Annotated in this window: 16 protein-coding genes; 7 read left to right on the top strand and 9 right to left on the bottom strand. The window is 53.5% G+C overall.

What is annotated here, in order from left to right; translation table 11 throughout:
* Nucleotides 1-14: 14 nt before the first annotated feature.
* The 6 genes from AC5DDB_RS21400 to AC5DDB_RS21375 all read right to left on the bottom strand — a co-directional run bounded on the left by AC5DDB_RS21400 (nt 15) and on the right by AC5DDB_RS21375 (nt 7,228).
* The gene (locus AC5DDB_RS21400) at nt 15-1,280 is read right to left on the bottom strand and encodes an alpha/beta hydrolase fold domain-containing protein (protein WP_491741809.1); all 1,266 of its coding nucleotides are present in this window, start codon (nt 1,278-1,280) and stop codon (nt 15-17) included.
* Nucleotides 1,258-2,616, bottom strand: a complete 1,359-nt coding sequence (locus AC5DDB_RS21395) for a sulfatase family protein (RefSeq protein ID WP_491741808.1) — start codon at nt 2,614-2,616, stop codon at nt 1,258-1,260. The genes AC5DDB_RS21400 and AC5DDB_RS21395 overlap by 23 nt, the downstream gene beginning before the upstream one ends.
* Nucleotides 2,613-4,121, bottom strand: a complete 1,509-nt coding sequence (locus AC5DDB_RS21390; protein WP_491741807.1) for a sulfatase family protein — start codon at nt 4,119-4,121, stop codon at nt 2,613-2,615. Before AC5DDB_RS21390 ends, AC5DDB_RS21395 begins: the two co-directional genes overlap by 4 nt.
* A complete protein-coding gene (locus tag AC5DDB_RS21385) occupies nt 4,118-5,659 on the bottom strand; it encodes a LamG-like jellyroll fold domain-containing protein (RefSeq protein WP_491741806.1) in 1,542 nt (513 codons plus the stop codon). Before AC5DDB_RS21385 ends, AC5DDB_RS21390 begins: the two co-directional genes overlap by 4 nt.
* Complete coding sequence (locus AC5DDB_RS21380; RefSeq protein ID WP_491741805.1) at nt 5,659-6,171, bottom strand: sigma-70 family RNA polymerase sigma factor; 513 nt, start codon at nt 6,169-6,171, stop codon at nt 5,659-5,661. Before AC5DDB_RS21380 ends, AC5DDB_RS21385 begins: the two co-directional genes overlap by 1 nt.
* 703 nt (nt 6,172-6,874) lie before the next feature.
* Nucleotides 6,875-7,228, bottom strand: a complete 354-nt coding sequence (locus tag AC5DDB_RS21375; protein WP_491741804.1) for a hypothetical protein — start codon at nt 7,226-7,228, stop codon at nt 6,875-6,877.
* A 537-nt stretch (nt 7,229-7,765) separates the two neighbouring features.
* On the opposite strand from AC5DDB_RS21375, the gene AC5DDB_RS21370 reads away from it, so the two are divergent.
* The 4 genes from AC5DDB_RS21370 to AC5DDB_RS21355 are packed head-to-tail and all read left to right on the top strand — an operon-like array spanning nt 7,766 to nt 10,959.
* Nucleotides 7,766-8,206 carry a hypothetical protein gene (locus AC5DDB_RS21370; RefSeq protein ID WP_491741803.1) on the top strand — a complete coding sequence of 147 codons (441 nt, stop codon included), beginning with the start codon at nt 7,766-7,768 and terminating at the stop codon, nt 8,204-8,206.
* 10 nt (nt 8,207-8,216) lie between these two features.
* Nucleotides 8,217-8,669 carry a MarR family winged helix-turn-helix transcriptional regulator gene (locus tag AC5DDB_RS21365; protein ID WP_491741802.1) on the top strand — a complete coding sequence of 151 codons (453 nt, stop codon included), beginning with the start codon at nt 8,217-8,219 and terminating at the stop codon, nt 8,667-8,669.
* Nucleotides 8,670-8,673: 4 nt separating this feature from the next.
* The gene (locus tag AC5DDB_RS21360; RefSeq protein WP_491741801.1) at nt 8,674-10,053 is read left to right on the top strand and encodes an alkyl sulfatase dimerization domain-containing protein; all 1,380 of its coding nucleotides are present in this window, start codon (nt 8,674-8,676) and stop codon (nt 10,051-10,053) included.
* 36 nt (nt 10,054-10,089) lie between these two features.
* A complete protein-coding gene (locus AC5DDB_RS21355; protein ID WP_491741800.1) occupies nt 10,090-10,959 on the top strand; it encodes an SDR family oxidoreductase in 870 nt (289 codons plus the stop codon).
* Between the two features lie 66 nt (nt 10,960-11,025).
* Here the strand turns inward: AC5DDB_RS21355 and AC5DDB_RS21350 are convergent, their stop codons facing one another.
* Nucleotides 11,026-11,793 carry an AraC family transcriptional regulator gene (locus AC5DDB_RS21350; RefSeq protein WP_491741799.1) on the bottom strand — a complete coding sequence of 256 codons (768 nt, stop codon included), beginning with the start codon at nt 11,791-11,793 and terminating at the stop codon, nt 11,026-11,028.
* Between the two features lie 167 nt (nt 11,794-11,960).
* Between AC5DDB_RS21350 and AC5DDB_RS21345 the strand changes: the two genes are divergently transcribed.
* Genes AC5DDB_RS21345 through AC5DDB_RS21335 form a run of 3 tightly spaced genes read left to right on the top strand, consistent with a single transcriptional unit; the run spans nt 11,961 to nt 17,350 of the window.
* Nucleotides 11,961-15,038: a DUF1553 domain-containing protein gene (locus AC5DDB_RS21345; protein WP_491741798.1), complete on the top strand. Its 3,078-nt coding sequence runs from the start codon at nt 11,961-11,963 to the stop codon at nt 15,036-15,038.
* A 6-nt stretch (nt 15,039-15,044) separates the two neighbouring features.
* Nucleotides 15,045-16,472, top strand: a complete 1,428-nt coding sequence (locus AC5DDB_RS21340; protein ID WP_491741797.1) for a DUF1501 domain-containing protein — start codon at nt 15,045-15,047, stop codon at nt 16,470-16,472.
* A gap of 50 nt (nt 16,473-16,522) precedes the next feature.
* Nucleotides 16,523-17,350: a hypothetical protein gene (locus tag AC5DDB_RS21335; protein WP_491741796.1), complete on the top strand. Its 828-nt coding sequence runs from the start codon at nt 16,523-16,525 to the stop codon at nt 17,348-17,350.
* Between the two features lie 55 nt (nt 17,351-17,405).
* Here AC5DDB_RS21335 and AC5DDB_RS21330 read toward each other — a convergent pair whose 3' ends face one another.
* Together AC5DDB_RS21330 and AC5DDB_RS21325 are read right to left on the bottom strand one after the other, a co-directional pair.
* On the bottom strand, nt 17,406-19,004 hold the full coding sequence (locus tag AC5DDB_RS21330; protein WP_491741795.1) for an alpha-L-fucosidase: 1,599 nt from the start codon (nt 19,002-19,004) through the stop codon (nt 17,406-17,408).
* Nucleotides 19,005-19,095: 91 nt separating this feature from the next.
* Nucleotides 19,096-20,559 carry a sulfatase family protein gene (locus AC5DDB_RS21325; protein WP_491741794.1) on the bottom strand — a complete coding sequence of 488 codons (1,464 nt, stop codon included), beginning with the start codon at nt 20,557-20,559 and terminating at the stop codon, nt 19,096-19,098.
* Nucleotides 20,560-20,590: the final 31 nt, after the last annotated feature.

The raw sequence follows: 20,590 nt of genomic DNA, 5'->3' as shown, positions 1-20,590 counted from the left end.
CCGAGCAACGTCGCTCACTTCTCCCGCGCTGCTTCGGGAGTATCTTTCGGCGACTTTGATTCAAATCCTTTCTCCAGATGCTTGGCGAAGAATCTCTCAAGGTGATCGAGGGCGATCGATTGATGAGGGGAAAAGTTGATAAACGCGTGAGGAGCGTTGATCAACGTGAGTTCGGCACGATCTCCTTTGCCAAGCTTCCTGAGAAGATCCATGGTGTCAGGCCCCCAATTGCGGTACTCGCGATGGTCCCACTCGTTGAGAAACAGGATCGGAGGAAGGTGGGCGCCATTGGCAATGTGAAAATCGGGTAGCGTTTCTTCTCTGAGCGGTGAACCGAGCTTGGCATTCGACCATGTCCACGACGTCCAACCCATGGGTCCGTACATTGAAACAACGCACTGGATCTCGCTGGATTGGTCGAGATGGTTGGCAGGACCGTCGAAGCGCCGATCGCCAAACGTAACAGCGGTTAGGACGGCGATATTGCCGCCGGCGGAACCGCCTGTAATACCAAATCGCTCCGGATCGAGATGATATGTTTTCGCATTTGCCCGGAGCCAGCGGATGGCGGCTTTCACGTCGTAAATGGCTGCCGGAAACATTGCTTCCCCCGCGAGGCGGTATTCCACGGTGGCGGTGGCGAAACCTCGCTTCGCAAATGCCATCGCCGCAGGTCTGTAACCGCGGTGTGATCCACGTTCCCAGCCACCCCCGTGCACAAAGATGACCACAGGAAGTGGCTCCTCTAGCGCAGATGGAAAGTAGAGGTCCAACTGCATGACACGATCGCCCCAGCGTGCATAGGCGATGTCTTCGTGAACTTCGAGGTCAGCGGTCGACGTCCTGGTGGCAAGCTTGATCAGACTGAGGTCCTGATCAGGGTAGTGCTTCCGCACCATCGGCAAGTATGTGTTGTTGAAGTACTTCTCCAGACTTGCACCGGCTTCTTGATGGCTTTCTTCGGAGCGGTACAAGAGGCCATCTTCTTTTCGCGTAAGCGGGATCTTTGTTTTAGCCGATGGACTGGGGGCCAATGGAGGGAATCCATCCATGTAGGGACGTTCTTGCGCAACAAGAGGCAAACTGCTGGTCAATGTCAATCCAATAGCCAGCGTAAAAAGCCGATTCCTCTTTCTTAGTGCGTTCATGACTTCCCCGCTGAATTTGACATTTGATCGTTTGCCGGCGCTGCACCGAATACAGAGGCCTGAGTGACGAACAGGCAAGTGGCGCAGAGCAACGCGTGAATGAATCGGTTCATCTTTGCTTCGCCTTTGCATAGTTCGCAGGCAGCTCAGCGACCCATGCCTGAAGTAACTTCCTCAGGCGGCCGACGACTTCCGGATGAGCCGCTGCGATGTTGTTGCTTTCGCTCGGATCGACGGAAAGGTCGTAGAGTTCTGGTTCGCCGCGTTGCTTTCGTGGCAGGTGCAGCTTCCATTTACCGACGCGCATCGCGGGAGTACTGCCCGTGGAACTGGATTTCCAAAACAGCGGTTTCGTGCGCTGGCGATCGGCACCAAGCCAGATGTCGGAAATGTCTTCGCCGTCAAGTTGTTCCGGTAGGTCGTCTATCTCGGTGATTGAGCACATTGTCGGCAGCCAGTCGACAAAGGAGCCAATGTTGGCGGAGTCGACTCTGCCTGCCTTTACCCGCCCCGGCCAGCGAATGATGAATGGAACGCGTGTGCCGCCTTCGTATTGTTCGTGTTTGCCGCCACGAAACTCGCCCGCGTAACCCAGCATGTTGTTCGAGAATTCGCGGGCACCTTTCTTCCCAAGGATCACCGGTGCAGGTCCGTGGTCGCTGGAGAAAACCACGATGGTATCGTCACGCAGCCCCAACTCGTCGAGCGCCTTCAGAACTCGCCCGACATTCAAATCGATCTGGTAGACATCGCCGAGATACTGCCGCATCGATTCATCGAGATCGCCACCGATCTTCAGACACTCATCAAACTTGTGTTGCATGGTCGGCGAGAAGTCTTTTCGGTCGACTGTCGCGTCTTTGAACCGGCCAGCCAGCTCGGCGGATGTGTTCACAGGAAAGTGTGTCGCGTGACCCCAGATGTTGACGTAGAACGGCTCGTCCTTGTTTTTTCTGATGAATTCAATCGCGGCCGAATAAAGGTCGGTATCTCTACCGGCTGATCTGTCCCGACTCTTGCCAATCGTTTTAACCGTATCGATCCCATAAGTGCCGTCGCTGTCGTTCGGGCCAATGTGCCACTTGCCGAAGTGACCTGTTCTGTATCCCCGCTTCTTCAGCAGTTCGGTGATCGTGGCGCGGTCCCCGAAACCGAAGTCGGCGGCGTACTTCGGAAAACGGGCTGGAAACAGTCCGGTCATGAGTCCCGTGCGGCTGGGATTACACGTCACACCCGTCACATAGAACTGAGTGAACCGCGTCCCTTCTTCGGCGAGTTGGTCAAGGACTGGTGTCTTCGCGTAGGGATGCCCGTAGCAGCGGAGATCGCCGTACCCAAGATCGTCGGCGAACATGAAGACGATGTTCGGTGGCCGATCATCCGCCGCCTGAGTCTCTGCAGAGAAGGCAAGCACCAGCAGGAATGCGAGGAACAGTTGTGATATGAATGAAAGAAGTTGCTTGTTCATTTGATGGTTTCTCGTTGAGGCGTTCGCGTCGATGACCTTCCGTCGGTGCGCTGCTGCTCAAGCAAACTTGCCAACCGGTTCACGACATCGGGATGTTTGTTGATGACGTTGTGTTTCTCGCCCGGGTCGTCCTGCAGGTTGAAAAGCTGCGCATGCAATTCGTCGCGCCGCGGGACGCGTTTCAATGTGAGGCTCGGTTTGCCTTCGATGTACTTCCACGGTCCACGTCGGATCGCAAAGTTGCCGTTGGGGCTGTGAACAATCATCGACGGACGAAGCGGTCCCTCCTTTGGCGTGCCGAGCATTGCCGGCAGCATATTGAAGCTATCTTCAGCAGCGTCTTCGTCTGGTCGAAGCGGCTGATCGATCACCGCGGCAAGCGTGGCGTAGATGTCGACGAGGTTGATGGTTTCGTCACAGAACGTTCCCGGCTGAACATGCCCCGGCCAGCGAACCAGAAACGGAACTCGAAAACCACCCTCGTAAACGCTGTGCTTGCGACCGCGCAAGTGGCCGTTGCAGCGTAGCCCCGCTCGATATGCTTCGGCCTCGGGACGTTGCCCTTCGGTCATCAGTACACCGCCGTTGTCGCTGGTGAAGATGACCAGTGTCTCTTCGGTCGCCTTCATGCGATCGATCGTGTCCAGAATCCGACCGACTGACAGGTCCAACTCGTGAATCCAGTCGCCATAGAGACCGGTTCCACTTTCGCCCATTGTTTTGTCTGACGGCGTGTAGGGAAAATGGATCGCCACGGGGGCAAAGTACAAAAAGAATGGCCCATCGACATTCTGCTTTTCGAGCCAACTGACGGCATCCGTCGTCAGTTCATCCATCACGTTCTCATCGACACGTTGAGGGGCATCGATCCCCATGAAGTTTCGACCGTATGGCGACTTCCCCGCCGGAACATTGCGGTCGCTGCGCAAGCCGACGACCTGCCGATTACGGACGTAAATTCCCGAAGCGTCTCCGTGGTTCTGGGGCACAGCAAAGTGATAGTCGAAACCAATGTCCAGTGGCCCTGGTGTCAGCGGTTTCGTGAAGTCCGCCTTCGTTGTGCAGTACCCGAGATGCCACTTCCCGATGGCGGCCGTGTGGTATCCAGCCGACTTCAGGAGCGAAGCGATGGTTGAGCGTGACGTGTCGATGTGCAGCGGGTCGGTGGTGTTGACGACGCCGTGCTTCTGATTCGTCCGCCAGTCGTAACGCCCGGTCAGCAAACCGTAGCGAGTTGGCGAACACACCGAGGACGGAGTATTCGCGTCAGTGAATCGCCGCCCCTGCTTTGCCAGACGGTCGATATTGGGCGTTCGAATGTGCGACTCATCGGCGCCGTAGCTGTTCAGGCTTCCGTAACCGAGGTCATCCGCAAGGATGATCACAATGTTGGGCCGGTCGGCCGCCGTTGCAACCCTCGGGCCGATGATCAGCACGACGAAAAGCACGGCTAACAAAGTCCGAGCCAGAAGCTCTGGCAATAAGTGATTCCGTTGATCCTTCATCGTGATTTGGCAATCTCCTCTTGAGCGGTGCGGTAAAGCGTCGCAATTTCTTTTTCGTTGAGTGCCCGGTCGAACAATGCCACCTCGTCGATTCGGCCGTCCCATACTCGCATCGCTTCGGCGTCCGTTCCGAACCAGACCGTATCAGAGTTGCTGACTGCCATTGCCGCACAAGGTGTGGACGCAACAAGCTTCCCGTCTTCGTAGAAATGCAATTGCTCACCATCAGCGGTCACGACGACATGCCGCCAGGTCTTCAGCCGCAGGACCGAGTCGCTCGCGATGGACGGTTCATCTCCATCGCTGTTCCTGATGATGGCCTGCAGCATTCCGTTTTCATCGAGAGACAGACCAAAGTTGCCCTGACCATGATTCAGGTTTGTGGCAACCATCGCGTTGTGCGAGGGTGCTTCGAGATACACGAACGCGGTCAGCGAGAAGCGTCCGGTGCTCAATCGCGGTGGCGAATCGACGCGTCCACCCCGACCGCTTGAGTCGACTCCGACTCTCAACGAACCGCCGGCGAATACACCCTTGGCATGTGGTGGACGTTTGCCTTCACCGGTTAAAACCACACCCGAATATTCGGGCGGTTCAGAAACCAGCCCTCGGTCACGAATTGGCATTCGGTAGGAGGCCAAGGGCGATAATTGCTTGACCAAGCGAGCGTAGTTCCACTTCGGCTCGTCAAAGTTGCGAATGAACCTGTCGGTCGCGATCGAGATGTCTTCGGGCTCAGTCGCCCCATCAGTAATCCGCAGGGCTTGGGACGCCTGAAGCTCAACTGACCGAGAGGCATCGCGTTTGTTGGATGCCCCGGGATGGACGCGCACGAGCCCATCAAACACATGCACCTCGCTCGCGCCGCCTTCCACATCGACGGAAAACTCAGTGCCAAAGTCAACGACTTCCGCTTCGGGAGTTTCCACCGCAAACCCAATCCCTTCAGGAGGCACTCTGGCCGACAGTCGCCCGCTATGCAGCACGACACGTTTGTCGCTGACTGCGTCGAAGCGGGCAGGCGCTTCCACGTAAACCATGACTCCACTGCCGAATTGCAGATGAAGCAGGCCTTTCTGCAAATCGTAATCGCCCACCGGGATTTGGGGGTCGTTCCATTGCGAACCGCCTTTCGTGAGCAACCCATTCACATTGCTGATGACGGAAGCCGCGTAAGCGTCAGCAGGGACTGGATCGCTGTTGCCCTCAGGCAGTACGAATGCGATGACGATACAGGCCGCCGTCACAAGCCCCAATACGGCTAGCACTAACATCTGTCGCGAGCGGAGAGCTGGCGATGAATGTGTGTCCCGCGACGATGCGCAGTTAGCAATAGCATCAGTCGTGCTCGCTTCCAACGCACTTTTCTGGATGTTTCTGCGCCGCAGAGAACGCCGCAGGTCCGAATGCAGTTCGGCACGAAGTGCAAACCGTTCGACATTGCCGCGAATTTGCAGCCAATTCTGAAACTCCGCAACCTCCTCGTCAGACGCCTCTCCTTCAAGAATGCGATCGATGAAATCGTCGTTGACGGACATTACACATTCTCCATCGCGAGGCGTCGCTCAATGCAACTGGCGAGAACCGTCCGAACGCGCGACAGCAAAACTCGCACCGAGCCGCTGGTAGTACCGGTTTCCTGCGCCATCTCGGCGGCAGACAGTTCTTCCACGTACCGCAAGTCGAGCAGCCGGCGCGACTTTGGCGGCAGTTCCTCCAGACAGGCTTCCAGTGCTTCGCGACGGTTGCTCCGACCGTCAGCCTGATTGGCAATGGTGTCAGCGAGTTGGCCGAGCAGTTCGTCGGAGAAAACAACCCGCGTGCGATCCTGAGTCCGATAGAAATCAATCACTCGGGATTTGGCGATCCACAGTGCCCACCCTACGAACGGGCGACTCGAGTCATACTCGTCGAATCGGCGCGCCAGCTCCTGGGCGATCCGTTGAACGACGTCTTCAGCATCGTGAAATCCGGAGACTGACGCGAAGACGTAAGGCTCGACCTCCAGCCAGTGATGGGTGAATTCTTCTCGTTTCTGTTTTTCGTCCATAAGCACCGACAACGCTAAACAACGGTTCGATGACCGTATGCCGAGCGCCGACGGAAATCGTTAACAGGAATCCGACAAAATATCTGATCCTATTTGAATTCACTCGAAGCGACGACCAGCTTCTCATCTGCGTGGCTGACTCGGCGGTTGGAAAGCCTCGAATCCCTTCGGCTTACAGCATATTGAGCTTTGTGCAGGCGTATTGGCAATCATCCGGTGTCACCAAATCGACGCTTGGCGGATTCATCATCGGTCTCATTCAAACGGCTTAGCACTTGGGTAACTCGGGCACGGCTTACCCCAAGATGACGCGCAAGCTCGGCCCTCGTTGTAACTACTTTCGAGTCCAGCAAATCCTGGTATTGGTGCGCCAGTCGCATTGGATCTCGCTTCGTCCGCTCGGGCTCTGTTTCGGCCCGAATCTGGTCAGAAATCGAGTTCCACCTAAACATCTCGATGTACGGCAATCGTCGTAACCTCTTGGTACGAAAGGCACCTAGCTCAACGAATCCGCGGTTCGGATTGAGACCGCCTCGGGGAGAGGGAGCGACTAAAAACGCATTGTATCAAGGTTCACCATCATGCACTACATAGCACGAGGGTGTCGATATAAGTCTTGATGGTAGCAACAGCTTGTTCGACCTGCCAGCTCCTACAGAGTGTGCGGTAAGAGAGCAAAAGATCGGTAGGTCCGGTCTCGGCATCACGTGTGGAAGTTGGCACCGACAGCATCCCATAACTCCCGTTGCCTTTCCCAATCCACCTCCTGCGCGATCGGCCGCAATTGGCACTCAGTCACTGTATCCTTCCCCCGTTTTACTAACGGCAAAAACAGGATCGCCTCTTGAATGTCAGGTGCCGGGTTCAAAAGACTCATGATTTGCGTGAACCGTGCCCGTGAAACGGGTCCCAGCTGGCGAGTTCCGTCTGGTTCTGAATCACGCCCTCGGTGAGAAGCCACTCGAAGCGGACCGCTCGGGCCAACAATTTGGACAACCACCGGCCCTGTGAACGTAAAGACCTGGGCTTCGGCTCCTGGCAACGCTCCGCGTGTCATCTCTGATCAATCGGAACTTCTTATCAAGCTCTTCGAGATGAGGTTGATCGTTCGTAACCCAGGGGCGAGCCTCTTGTGTTCAGTGCGCCTGGTGTCAGTTTAACCAATGGGACCAGGTCGGCTAATGTGGTACGAACTCTGGCGAAGCTGCAGGTTTCTTGTAACGGCTATTCCAAAGCCTTCATTGCTATGGGTGAAAGTTCGCACCGGAAGCACGGGATCCGATCAGATAACCGACACTGCCTATCAGCCAGGGTGTCTCAATCAACTGCATGGGGACGCCAAAAGTTCGGGTAGGCTGTTTCGCAATCGTTGACCATCGTTCTGGCAGGTACTGGTGACGCAACACTGAAGACAATCGGCCTTTGTAACCGTGGTCGCTACACCGTTTGCGGTGCGGACATATCCGTTCATCGACCTTGAAAATGGAAAAAACCGCATCAGAGGTTGACGAGAAACTGAATACCTGTATGATACAGGTATGTGTGGGCGGTCGTTAGCCCGCCTCGTCAAGTTGTTGATTCTAGTGAATCGAGAATGACTACACTCAAAAGGTTCGACGTTCGGTTGCCCCGGCTTGAGTTTGTCGTGCGACTCCTCTTTGCGATGTTTTTGTTTGGCACTGGAATCATGACTATTGGCTTAGCGATCAATGGCCTACCGGAGACTAGTTCGTCGGATCGGGTCGGGCAATTTATGATCGCTCTGCACGAGACTGGCTATCTGATCTATTGGGTCGGTCTATTCAAGGCTGTGACGGGCGGACTGATGTTTGTTCCTCGAACAACACCGCTAGCCATCTTGATGGTCTTGCCTTATTCGGTGAATATTCTGCTGTACGTAACTTTCTTCGCGCACAGATACTTCATGATTGGTCTTCTCGATTTCGTTGCGTGTGGGTTGCTAGTTTACGGTTATTGGGACTGGTACCGTCCGATCGTCGTAAACTCCACAGCGGCTTCGATTCATACATCGTAGGGAGGTGTACTTGCATTTCGATTCCGAATCTTCCCCAGGATTTGCAATCGGTCGGGTTGCATACCTAATTCGTACAGCCATGGCTTCGGTGTTGAAAAGTGCCGGTTGGCCATTCTCGCCTGAAGAAACGCAAACGCTTATCACTTTGTCGGATGCTGGCCAACCGCTGAGCATGAATGAGTTGGCATCACTCATGATTCGTGATCCGACCACAGTTAAACGACAGTTGGATCGACTCGTTACACAAAAGTTCGTGCGGCGAACGGTTTCAAGTGAGGATGCCCGTGTAGTGATGATTAGTTTGACGCCGCAAGGCGAGCGAAAACTCCAGAAGGTTCTTCCCCTTTTGGACGAACTGCGAAAAACCACACTTGAGGGTGTTTCCAAGTCAGACATTGATACAGCTCAAAGTGTTCTGCAAGTGATGCAGGAAAACTTGTTAACACATCAATCAAAGAGGTAGCGTTATGAAATCCGCAAATCGATTATTTAGTCTTGTGTTGGTCGGTGCGTTCGTGTTGACGGCTCATCCTGTCGTCGCGCAGACGCAGGTCGAACCAGACAAAGCCCTCGAAATGCTAAATGCGCAGCAACAGCAGTTCGAGCAAGAAGTTGTTCAGGTCTCTGATAATGTGTTTACTGCTGTCGGTTTTCACGGAGCGAATACATCAATGATCGTAGGTGACGATGGTGTCATTATCGTCGATACACTATTCGGGCCTAGCAGCGCAGCGAATGCATATCAGGCATTTCGGAAGCACAGCGACAAGCCAGTCAAAGCGATTATTTATACTCATAGTCACGGGGATCATACTGGTGGTGCGAGTGTTTTCGTTGGCAAGCAACGACCTGATATCTACGCCGCTGAGGGTTTTGGATCGGCGGAAGGTGTCAATCAAGCGGTGGCTCCGATTAAAGCCAAACGGAATGTTCGTCAGTTCGGTCGAAGACTCTCGGAGGCTGAGAGTACCAACCGTGGCGTTGCTCCTGCGAACACGATCGACACTGACCGTGGCGAAGGTTTTATTCCTCCGAATATTACAGTTCCGAATAGTGGACTCAAAACGACAATCGCTGGTGTCAAACTCGAGTTTCACATCGGTCCAGGAGAGACCGACGACGCGATGTTTATCTGGCTGCCTGAAGAAAAGGTGCTGTTCGCTGGTGATAACTTTTATCGTTCGTTTCCCAATCTCTATGCAATTCGAGGTACGGCCTATCGAAACGTTTTGAAGTGGTCTGAAAGTGTGGGGAAGATGGCTGATTACCAACCCCAAGCATTAGTTCCCGGCCACACGATGCCGATCCAAGGTGAAGAAGCCGCGACGATGGCCTTGAAGGACTACAGCGAAGCAATTCGAAGTGTGTACGACCAAACTGTTGAAGGTATTAATGCTGGCAAAGGTCCTGATCAACTCGCTCACGAAGTCGAACTTCCCGACCATCTGAAAAATAAGCCTTATCTGATTGAGTTTTATGGTTATGTACCGCATGCAGTCCGAGCGATCTATACCGGGCTTCTCGGTTGGTATGACGGAAACCCAACAACTTTGAATCCATTGGCGCCGAAACTCAAAGCTCAAAAAATGGCTGAGCTGGCCGGTGGCACACAACAACTTACGCAGCAGATGGAAAAGGCCCTAGCGAACGAAGAGTATCAATGGGCCCTCGAACTCTCGGACCATGTGAAATGGTTGAGAGACGCCGACAGAAAGCTAGCTCGGGACGTCAAGATCAAAGCTTTGCGAGGCCTAGCTGCTAGAGAGTATAATGCCCCGAACCGCAATTACTATTTAAGCTATGCCAACGAACTCGAATCCGGACAGCTCAGTGAAGTTTGGTTCTAGGTCGGTGTCCTTTCCAAGCTGTAACATGAGGAGGAAATGATGCCTCAACAGAATATTATCGGAGTCACTGCAGCTAGTGGTCAGCTTGGTTCGGCGATCGTTCAGGCTGCCAAGAAAATTGTTGGTGATGGAAATGTTGTCGCTCTTGCTCGTACGCCGAGCAAAGCCGCGGGGTTGGGGGTTGAGGTCCGTCCTGGTGACTACACGAAGCGCGGTGAGCTAGCAAAGTCGTTGCGTGGAGTAACGAGTTTATTACTGGTCTCTGGCATGGATCGACCAGACAAGCGGATTGGCCAACACCGCAATGTGATTGAGACAGCTCGGGAAGCGGGGGTCCGAAAGATTGTCTACACGAGCATTCAGGGGGCGGAAAACGGCACTGCTTTTTCACCCATTGTCCAAAGTAATCGGCAAACCGAGGAGGACGTACGGGGAAGCGGTCTTCAGTGGTCAATTGGTCGCAACGGGATCTATATTGAACCCGACGTCGAATACCTCGATACCTATCAGAAGCGTGGTGAGATCGCTAACTGCGCTGGTAATAGGAAGTGCGGCTATACAACACGAGGTGAGTTGGCCTATGCGTATGCGTGTATGCTGACCGAATCCTCGCACGATGGGAAAACTTACAACCTGCACGGTCAGGCGATCACGCAACAAGAACTCGCGAACTATCTTAACGATACATTCGGGACGAACTTGGCATATCGGGAAATGTCTGTGGCGGAGTATCGCGAAGAGAGGATCGCGGAACTGGGCGACTTTCTTGGGACTGTTATTGCGGGAATTTACGAAGGCATCCGCAACGGAGCGTGTGACAATGAAAGTCACTATGCAGAAGCAGCGGGACGAGAGCATCAAAGTTGGGATGCGTACTTTGAAACATTGAGAAAGGGTGAGACTTAGTTTCGGGGAAGACCTTTTGTCATCCTTTCGGCGAAATCGAGTTGTTAAGATCTTCGGCCGGCTATTCTAATGGACGAATCGCTTGCGATAGGCGAGTGGGGTCATGCCGGTGAATTTGCGAAATCGTTTGGTGAAGTGGCTTTGATCGAAGAAGCCGACTTCCGTACCGATGTCTGCGATGGTCCGGTCGGTTTTCAAAAGTAGATTCTGTGCCTCTTGGACTCGTCGTGACAAAACGTATTCGGTTGGTGACATCCGGAGGACGGCGCGAAATCGTGCGTTGAAATGAGTAGGTGACAGATTGGTTAGGCGGGCCATCTCCTTCATAGAAATCGTGGTGGCGAAGTTGGCATCGATGTGACGGACCGCTGGCAGTAGTTCCTGAAAAAATGATTCCTGCTCTTCAGGGGTCTCGATCGGGTACATGACTCCCGCGATGCCAATGACCTCACCGTCCGGAGCAAACCAAGGGGTCTTCGAGGAAACGTACCAGCGGGGTCTTCCTTGGACATGGGGGACCAACCAAACCTGGTTCGGGATTGCTTCCCGCGACTCCATGACACGACGATCCTCAGCGTGATAAGCCTCGGCTAACGCAGGCGGCTGAAAGTCACGATCGGTCCGTCCGAGCAGGTCGCCCATCTTTTCGAGTCCGAAGACTTCGACGAGCGTAAGACGGTTCGTGGCCACGTAACGATGTTCGACATCTTTGGCGTAGAACAGCGTGGACGGCAAGTATTCAAAGAGTCGGACGAGATCGCGTGCGTCCGGTTGACGCTGAAAAAATGCGTCACGAAACGCTTCGCCCATTTCGACAGGGTTTGAATGAGTCATCGTCAAATCATACCAAAATTGAGCGGCCTCCATACAAGACGTTGATTGGGCAACGGCGTAGAATGACAACAGATCCCCAAATTTCTGCCGGAGAGCAACCTGCTATGCATAAGGTGTCTACGATATATTAAGCTCTCTCAGATGATATCAAATTCGGATCATGCGCTATGAAGATCTTTGTCAGCCTACCGGTTGTCTTGTTGACGAGTCTGGTTACGTCGGTGCTCGCCGATGAGACTCTGTCATTCAATCAGGACATTCAACCGATTCTGTCGGAATACTGCTACGCCTGTCACGGGCCTGATGCGAATCATCGGGAGGCCGATCTGCGTTTGGATGATCGAGACGCCGCCGTCGAATATGGCGCGATTGTGCCCAAGGATCCGAAGTCGAGTTATCTGGTCGAGCGAATCCTCGCTGAAGATCCTGATTTCATCATGCCGCCACCACGGGGTGGAAAGAAGCTGTCCGCCGACCAGAAAAAGAAACTCGTCGAATGGATCGAACAGGGGGCAGCGTATCAGAAGCACTGGGCGTTTGAGTCGGTTCCGCAAGCGATTCCCGTGCCCGATGCCGGGAAGAATTGGGCCCGAAACGAAATCGATCGTTTCGTTGCCAAGAAATTGGAACAGAAAAAACTCACACCCAGCCCTGAAGTTGACCGAGCCACGTGGCTTCGACGCGTGACATTCGATCTGACAGGTCTGCCGCCATCGCTGGAAGAACTTGATGCGTTTCTCGCTGATCGGTCCGACGATGCCTATGAGAATGTTGTCGATCGTCTGCTCGCTTCGGATGCCTACGGAGAACGCATGGCGAACATGTGGTTGGACGTCGCGCGATATGCAGACACGTTTGGATATCAAAACGATGTTGCCATGGAGGTCTGGCCCTGGCGTGATTGGGTGATCAATGCTTTCAATCAGAACATGCCTTTTGACCAGTTTTTGACCGAACAGATTGCCGGTGATCTTCTGCCCAACGCGACTCAGGATCAGCGACTTGCGACCACCTTTAACCGACTACACCGCCAAACGAATGAAGGTGGGAGCGTGCCCGAAGAGTTTCGGCTCACCGGTGTGGCGGACCGAACGACGACCGCTGCCACCGCGTTTCTCGGACTGACTTTCGAATGCTGTCGTTGTCATGATCACAAGTTTGATCCGATGACCCAGCGGGACTTTTATCAGCTCTCGGCATATTTTTCGGATATCGACGAACTTGGCCTCTATTCCCACTTCACGTTCGCTCAGCCAACCCCCGCGATGCTGCTTTACTCGGAAACGCAGCGGAAACAACATGCAGAGACGCAGACGGCCGTCGAAGAGGCCAAGCGGCAGTATGAGCAAGTCGTTGAGACTGCCAGATCGCATTGGAAGCAGCATTCCAAAGAGTTGATTACCAAACTGCCGAAAGTTCGCGAACCGGTTCTTCAAATGCCACTCGATGGCACGGAAGACGGTGTGGTCGACGCGGCGACACTTTTTGACGGTGACAATTCTGTCACTTGCGAAACCGCACCGGAGTTTGGGCGGACATCTCCGTTCTCGTTCAGTCTGTGGGTAAAGCCAGCTGTCACGCAGCCTCGGATGGTGGTGTTACATCAATCGGTCGCCGCCGAAGATTCGGGTTTCCGAGGTCTGCAACTGACAATTGACGATGGCTTTCCAGAATTCTCGATGATTCATTTCTGGCCGGGAAATGCGGTTCGAGTTCAGAGCCGCATGGGTGTTCCCACTGGCGAATGGACCCACTTAGCGGTCACTCACGATGGCAGTGGCACGGCGGCTGGGCTCAAACTTTTCGTTGACGGTCGTGCGGTGGAAGTCGACGTCAAACGTGATGGGCTGACGCGTGATATTCGTCACCGCCGGGAATGGGGTGACATGAATGTCGGCAATGTGAAACTTGCCCTCGGTGCCCGATTTCGTGATGTCGGTTTTCGGAATGGATTGATCGATGAGTTCAATGTCTTCGACCTGCAATTGTCACAAGCAGAAGTAGCTACTTTATACAGTGTTGTTGAAGCAGACAGCTCTCCTGCAATGATCGACAACCAGATGGCCTTGGAACATCAACTGTTGACTGCGGACGAGTCCGTCGCGGCGGCACGCGAGAAACTCCACAAGGCTCGCGTCCATGAAAACGAACTGGTGACCGGCATCCGTCAAATCATGGTGATGCAGCATTCAGAAAATGCTCGTCCGGTTCATATTCTTGAGCGGGGGGAATATACCCAACCGGGTGAACGGGTGACCGCGGAGATACCGGGTTTCCTCGCCGAAATTCCCGCGGATGGTCAAGGGCGAATAGCATTAGCGCGTTGGATGACACATCCCAGCAATCCTCTGGCATCGCGTGTGATTGCCAACCGGATGTGGCATCTGTTCTTTGGCCGAGGGTTGGTAGTCACACTTGAGGATTTCGGTTCGCAGGGGACTCCTCCATCCCATCCGGACTTGCTCGATCACCTGGCCCAATCGTTGATGGATGATGACTGGGACTTGAAGGCTCTCTGTCGTCGAATTGTACTCTCGGCAACATACCGACAGTCATCGACAGTCGAAGAACCCGGTTTGTTGCAGCAAGATCCTCATAATGTTTGGTTGGCTCGGGGACCGAAGCATCGGCTGTCCGCTGAGCAACTTCGCGACGCCGCTCTAGCTGCGACGGGACTTCTCGTTCGCAAAGTCGGCGGGCCAAGTGTAATGCCCTACCAGCCGGCCGGACTTTGGCAGGAGGCCGGCACGGGGAAATCCTACAAGCAATCCACGGGCGAGGGTTTGTACCGTCGCAGCTTGTATACATTCTGGAAACGCACGGCACCACCGCCATCGATGTTGACGTTCGATGCCACCAACCGCGAGAGTTGCACGCCTCGTCGCGAGTTGACAACAACTCCGCTGCAGGCACTCGTCTTCCTCAATGATCCGCAGTATGTCGAAGCGTCACGAGTATTGGCGGAACAACTCGTGCAAACGCATGGCAAGTCGCTGGATGCTCGGTGGGATGAGTTGTTCCGACGCTTGATTAGCCGGAAACCCACAGACAAAGAACGCGAACTCGTCGATCTGATGTACGGCGAGCAACTTACGTATTTTCAGAATGATCCTACCCGAGCAACAGAACTACTTCAGGTCGGCGAGCGACCATCGCAACCAACGCTTGATCCGGTCGATGTCGCTGCGACAACTGTGGTTGTCCAGACCATTCTCGCCTACGACGAAACCATCATGTTGAGGTAACACTGTATGAACTACCATCTTCACCGCAGACAATGGCTTCAGCGATCGGGTCTCGGGCTTGGTTCACTGGCGCTGATGCACATGCTGCAGAAAGATTCGGCTGCAGAAGGCACGCAGACCGGTGGTATGATCAACCCTACGCATCATGCCCCGAAAGCCAAACGTATCATTTACCTATTCCAGGCCGGCGGACCATCGCAGTTGGAAACGTGGGACTACAAACCACTCCTGCGTGAGCGACAAGGCGAACCATTGCCGGATTCTGTTAGACAAGGGCAACGGCTGACGGGAATGTCTGGCAACCAAGCGGTTTTGCCGGTGGCCGGTTCGATCTACAAATTTGGCCAACATGGTCAAAACGGAACATGGGTCAGTGAGTTGATGCCTCACATGGCAACGCAGGTGGATCGCATCGCACTGATCCGATCGATGCACACCGAAGCGATCAATCACGACCCAGCAATCACGTTTTTGCAAACCGGCAACCAGCTATCGGGCCGACCGAGTATCGGCTCTTGGCTTCATTACGGTTTGGGGAGTGATAGTGAGAACCTACCAGCATTTGTGGTGTTGATTACCAAAGGGAAAGGCGGACAGCCGCTTTATTCGCGTTTGTGGGGATCGGGATTTCTACCGGCCCGCTATCAGGGCGTGCAGTTTCGATCGGGCAAAGAGCCTGTACTTTATCTATCAAACCCGCCCGGCATATCCCGCGATAGCCGTCGCAAGATGCTCGACCGACTGAATCAACTCCACGAGTTAGAAGAGGACCGCCTGGGTGATCCGGAACTTGCCAATCGGATCGAGCAATATGAAATGGCCTATCGGATGCAAGCGAGTGTCCCCGATGTGGCCAACCTTGCCGACGAACCAAAGCACATCCTTGATTCCTACGGCCCCGATGCGACCAAACCCGGCACGTTCGCCGCGAACTGCGTTCTCGCTCGACGGCTAGCGGAACGCGGCGTTCGCTTCATTCAGCTCTATCATCAAGGTTGGGATCAACATGGTAATTTGCCAAACGCGATCAAGCGGCAATGCCAAGAAACCGATCAGCCTGCCGCTGCCTTGCTGCAAGACCTTGATCAACGAGGAATGCTTGATGACACCCTAGTAATTTGGGGCGGAGAATTCGGCAGGACCAACTATTCCCAAGGGACGCTTACGGCGACTAACTACGGCCGCGATCATCATCCACGATGTTTCAGTATGTGGATGGCGGGTGGCGGTATTCGCAAGGGTGTCGTACATGGCGAAACTTGCGAATTCGGCTACAACGTGGCGTCCGATCCGGTTCACGTTCGCGATTTTCATGCCACATTGATGCATCTAATGGGAATCGATCACGAACGCTTGACCGCCAAGTTCCAAGGACTCGATGCCAAACTGACAGGTGTTGAGCCTGCGAAGATCATCGATAACATTCTTGCGTAGCTATATCACGATTCCCGCTATTCGCGTGTTTCGGGAAAGAGAGAATTGAAATGCTCCATTGCAAAAGTCTAGCGACTTGTGTGTTCGCGTTATTGCTAGTTGTCAATATTAGGCCACTGTTCTCGAACGAACCTGCGGTCTCCGGTAATGCTAAACCATGGCCTGAGCTTTCAAGTGATTCTTCAAAGGTGCTCGTCCAGGGCAAGGCGATCTTTTTGACGCTGAAACCCAAGGCTCTTCAAGCAAAGAAAGCCGCCATTCCTCGCTTGTCGGCACCAATTCGTTCGATTCGATGGGTCAATGACCCCGAGACGGCCATCAAATTCTGGCCGGAGCAAGAAGAATGGTTGTTCTCATGGAAAGAACAGCCGAAGGGAGACGCAACCGTTGAAGTGGTGTTCGATCGCAACCCGGTCCTTCCAGCCGACTGCCCCAAAGCCGAACCCGCCGGCGATGGTTCGATCATGTTGCATGCATACCAGGCAACAACCTACGGCGAAAAGCTGCGATTCGAGCCACAATGGTACAAGAACACCGTCGGGTATTGGACGGTCGCAACCGACTACGCAACCTGGAAATTGCACGTAAACGAACCGGGAACGTATTCAGTCGCCGTGCTGCAGGGGTGCGGAAAAGGGCAGGGGGGCAGCGATGCCGTCATCTCCCTATGGCGAGAGAACAAAGTCCACACCGAACTCGATTTTCAAACCGTCGACACAGGTCATTTCCAAAACTTTCGCTGGAATCATTTAGGATTGATCGACATCGATCAAGACGGATCATTTGAGTTGCGAATCAACGCCAAACGGATCGCCCATAACGCCTTGTTCGACGTCCGAGCAATCCATCTCGTTAAACAGGCCGATGCATCAAAGTAGTTAACTTGGCCAGTTCTGAACTAGTGATCGATTCTACGAATGCGAAAATCTCTTCTCACTGCTGGATTTTGAGGAGGTAGGCATACTCGCAAGGAGCCTTGACGGGAAGCGTGACGTGCAACCCCTCGGTATCACGTTTCCACTTAACTTCCGCATCAGTTCCTAACAGTTTCAACGACTTGATGTTCGGCACGTTCTCGTTGGTACTCGACAAAGTCTTAATTGTCACCTGCTGAGATTCCGGCCAAGCCAGTAATATCGCGTATAACGCATTGCCTTTGGTTGTGAAACGAATGTCCTGAGATGTAAACGGTTGGTCTTTATGCTCGGCTAGGTGGCCGGTAGTCGTTTTGGTCGGCCCTTCGCCAAAGGTCTTCCAATAAGTCGTCCCGTAAATAGCTTCACCGTTGATTTTTAGCCACTTGCCAATGCTGAGAAGAATTTCGCGATCCTTCTGAGGAATTGTCCCATCAGCACGTGGGCCGACATTGAGTAGCAGACAACCGTTCTTCGAAACGATGTCGACGAGGTCATCGACGAGGCGTCCGGCGGACTTGTACTTCTGATTTTTCGTGTAACCCCAGGAACTGCTACTAATTGCCGTGTCCGTCTGCCAAAAGGGCACACGAATCGCGTCCATTTTGGATCGCTCCAAGTCGAGAACAGCCGCGCCTTCTGGAAAGGCTTGCCATTTATAGTTGATGATCCCCAATGGACCTTCACGTTTGGATGCGACGTTGTAGTAATAGGCTGCAAACCGCTGCAAATACGGCGAGTAGTGGTTGTCGGTGTAATGAGTGTCTTGACTAGCAGTGATACCAAAATCGAACCACACCAAATCAGGGTTGTACTTGTCGACTAGCTCACAAGTACGAGCGAGCCAGTCTTCTTTGAACTGCGTGTCTTGTGGTTCGAACCGTGACCTGTAATCGGCTGCATCATCCTTGAAAAGGAACGGCATTGGTCGGCCATACAATCGGGCATATTTAGGGTTCGCGTTGTCGAATTCCGGCCTACGAACATAGTATTTCCAGTTAAAAGCGCGGTGACTGCTCAACCCTAGTTTCATGTCACGCTTTCGAACGGCGGCGCTCAATTCCGCGATGATGTCTCGCTTCGGCCCCATTTCCGTAGCGTCCCACTCTGTGAAGCTACAATCGTACATAGGAAAACCATCATGATGTTCCGCAACCGGCACTACGTATTTTGCACCGGCCTGCTCAAAGAGTTCGGCCCAGTCTTCCGGATTGAATTGCTCTGCTGTGAACTTCGGAATGAAATCTTTGTAGCCAAACTCTGATTGAGGACCATAGGTCTCAAGATGATGCTGAAAGAAGTTGTCACCCCGCCGCTCTATGTCGATATACATCTGACGCGGATACCACTCGCTACCAAAAGCGGGCACACTATAGACGCCCCAATGAATAAAGATTCCAAACTTGGCATCTTTGTACCATTGCGGAATCTTGTACTTCTTCAATGACTCCCACGTCGGTTCGAATGGTCCCATGTTGATCACAGCATTAATCTGCTGGATTGCAGGAGCAACTTTCGGATGAGCAGCCAGCGGATCCTCGGCTGACACCAATAACGGTTCAAAGACACTTAGAAGAAAGGTCCCGAACACCACGGTCATAAAATAGGATTGCCGCATTAGTCTCTCACACGATAGTGGAGCAGGAGGTGATTTTGAATGAGTCGGATGCTTTGACCGCATTGACGTCACTGTTGACGGACTTCGTTGCTCACCGTTGAGGCTGATCCCAGAGACGATAAGGATCGTCGAATCGTTGCATCTCCGAGAGCAGAAGTGCTTCGAGTTCTTGCCGTTTCTTCGTGTATCTTGGGTCATCCGCCAAATTGGTTTCCCAGGGGTTTTCTCGTTCGTGTTCTTTTAAGAACTCATTGGGATTCTTGGCGAGATCAAACAGCTGAGTTTGGCGGACTGTTCCATCCATGACATCATACTTGATAAGTTTCCAATCGCCCTTCTTGACACAACGCATGCCGGGTTTTGTTCCGCCACTATAAACACCATACAGTACGCCCCGCACGGTTTTCTGTTTCCCTTCAAGAACAGGTCGGAAGCTTATGCCTTCGACCGTCGCAGGGCTAGCAATGTTGGCGAGGTCACATAGCGTTGGCAGCACATCTAATAGATAGATGTTTCCCAGGACTCGGGTACCGGCCTTGATGCCTGGACCACTAACAACAAACGGCACACGCCAGGTATGTTCATAAAGATTTTGTTTACCCTGCAAACCATGTCGTCCGATGGCCATACCATGATCGGCGGTATAGAAAATATACGTGTTGTCTAACTCGCCCATCGCCTTCAGCTTTTCCAGGACACGACCGATCTGCGTGTCAATGTTTTCGCTGCATGCAAACTCGCGGCCGAGTTCATTGCGAATGGTTCGCTCATCACGTCGCTCCCAAACTCCGCTGACGGCTACCTCATCACGAAGATTCGGATGCCCATGATGGAAGGGATGCGCCGGAAGATAATTCGTCGGCAAAGGCGGTTGCTTAGGATTTGCCGGGGGCAGACTTCGTTTGTCTCGATGGTTGACGGCTCCGTACTTCGCAAGAAGTTCAGGTTTGCCATCCCGCACATCATGAGGATGTGAAAAGCCAAAATAGATCAAGAAGGGATCGCTATCATTCTCGGCTTCGCGTTCGGTCAGATAATCGAGGACCTGTTTTGCATGCCAAGCACTTCCGGTTTGATCCGTATCGCCCCGTTTCGTCGCATCCCGACGCACAGTAAACAATTTATTCGCGGCTTCGTAACTGTTGCCGGCTTTGCAGGTCCGCATCGTATCATATCCGGCTCGATTGAAGATCGCAGCCATCGTGTTCGTTGCAAGATCCGGTGGAACGAGCTTCGGATTCGATTCGTTGGGATTCCGCGATTGGCCGCGACGTTTATCTGGAATGTGCCATACGGTTCGCCCACTCATAATCATGTGCCGCGATGGCGTACAGACCCCGCCCGCCCAAGCTCCCATATGATGCGCGGAATCAAAAACCATTCCGTTCGCAGCTAAGCGGTCGATGTGGGGCGTCTGCAGTTTTGACTCGGGTGCATACACCTGCAGATCAAACGGCGACTGGTCATCGACAATGATGAACAGAATGTTGGGCCGGTCCGCTGCATTGGCGACCGAAGTCGTCAAGATTCCAGCCAGGAGCGCTACGGTTCGCATTTCTATCATCTCCGAGAGAGCTTTGATCGGA

This window comes from Thalassoroseus sp., assembly GCF_984380535.1.
The sequence above is the reverse complement of the archived record's forward strand: the minus strand, read 5'-3'. Positions and strand labels throughout refer to the sequence as shown.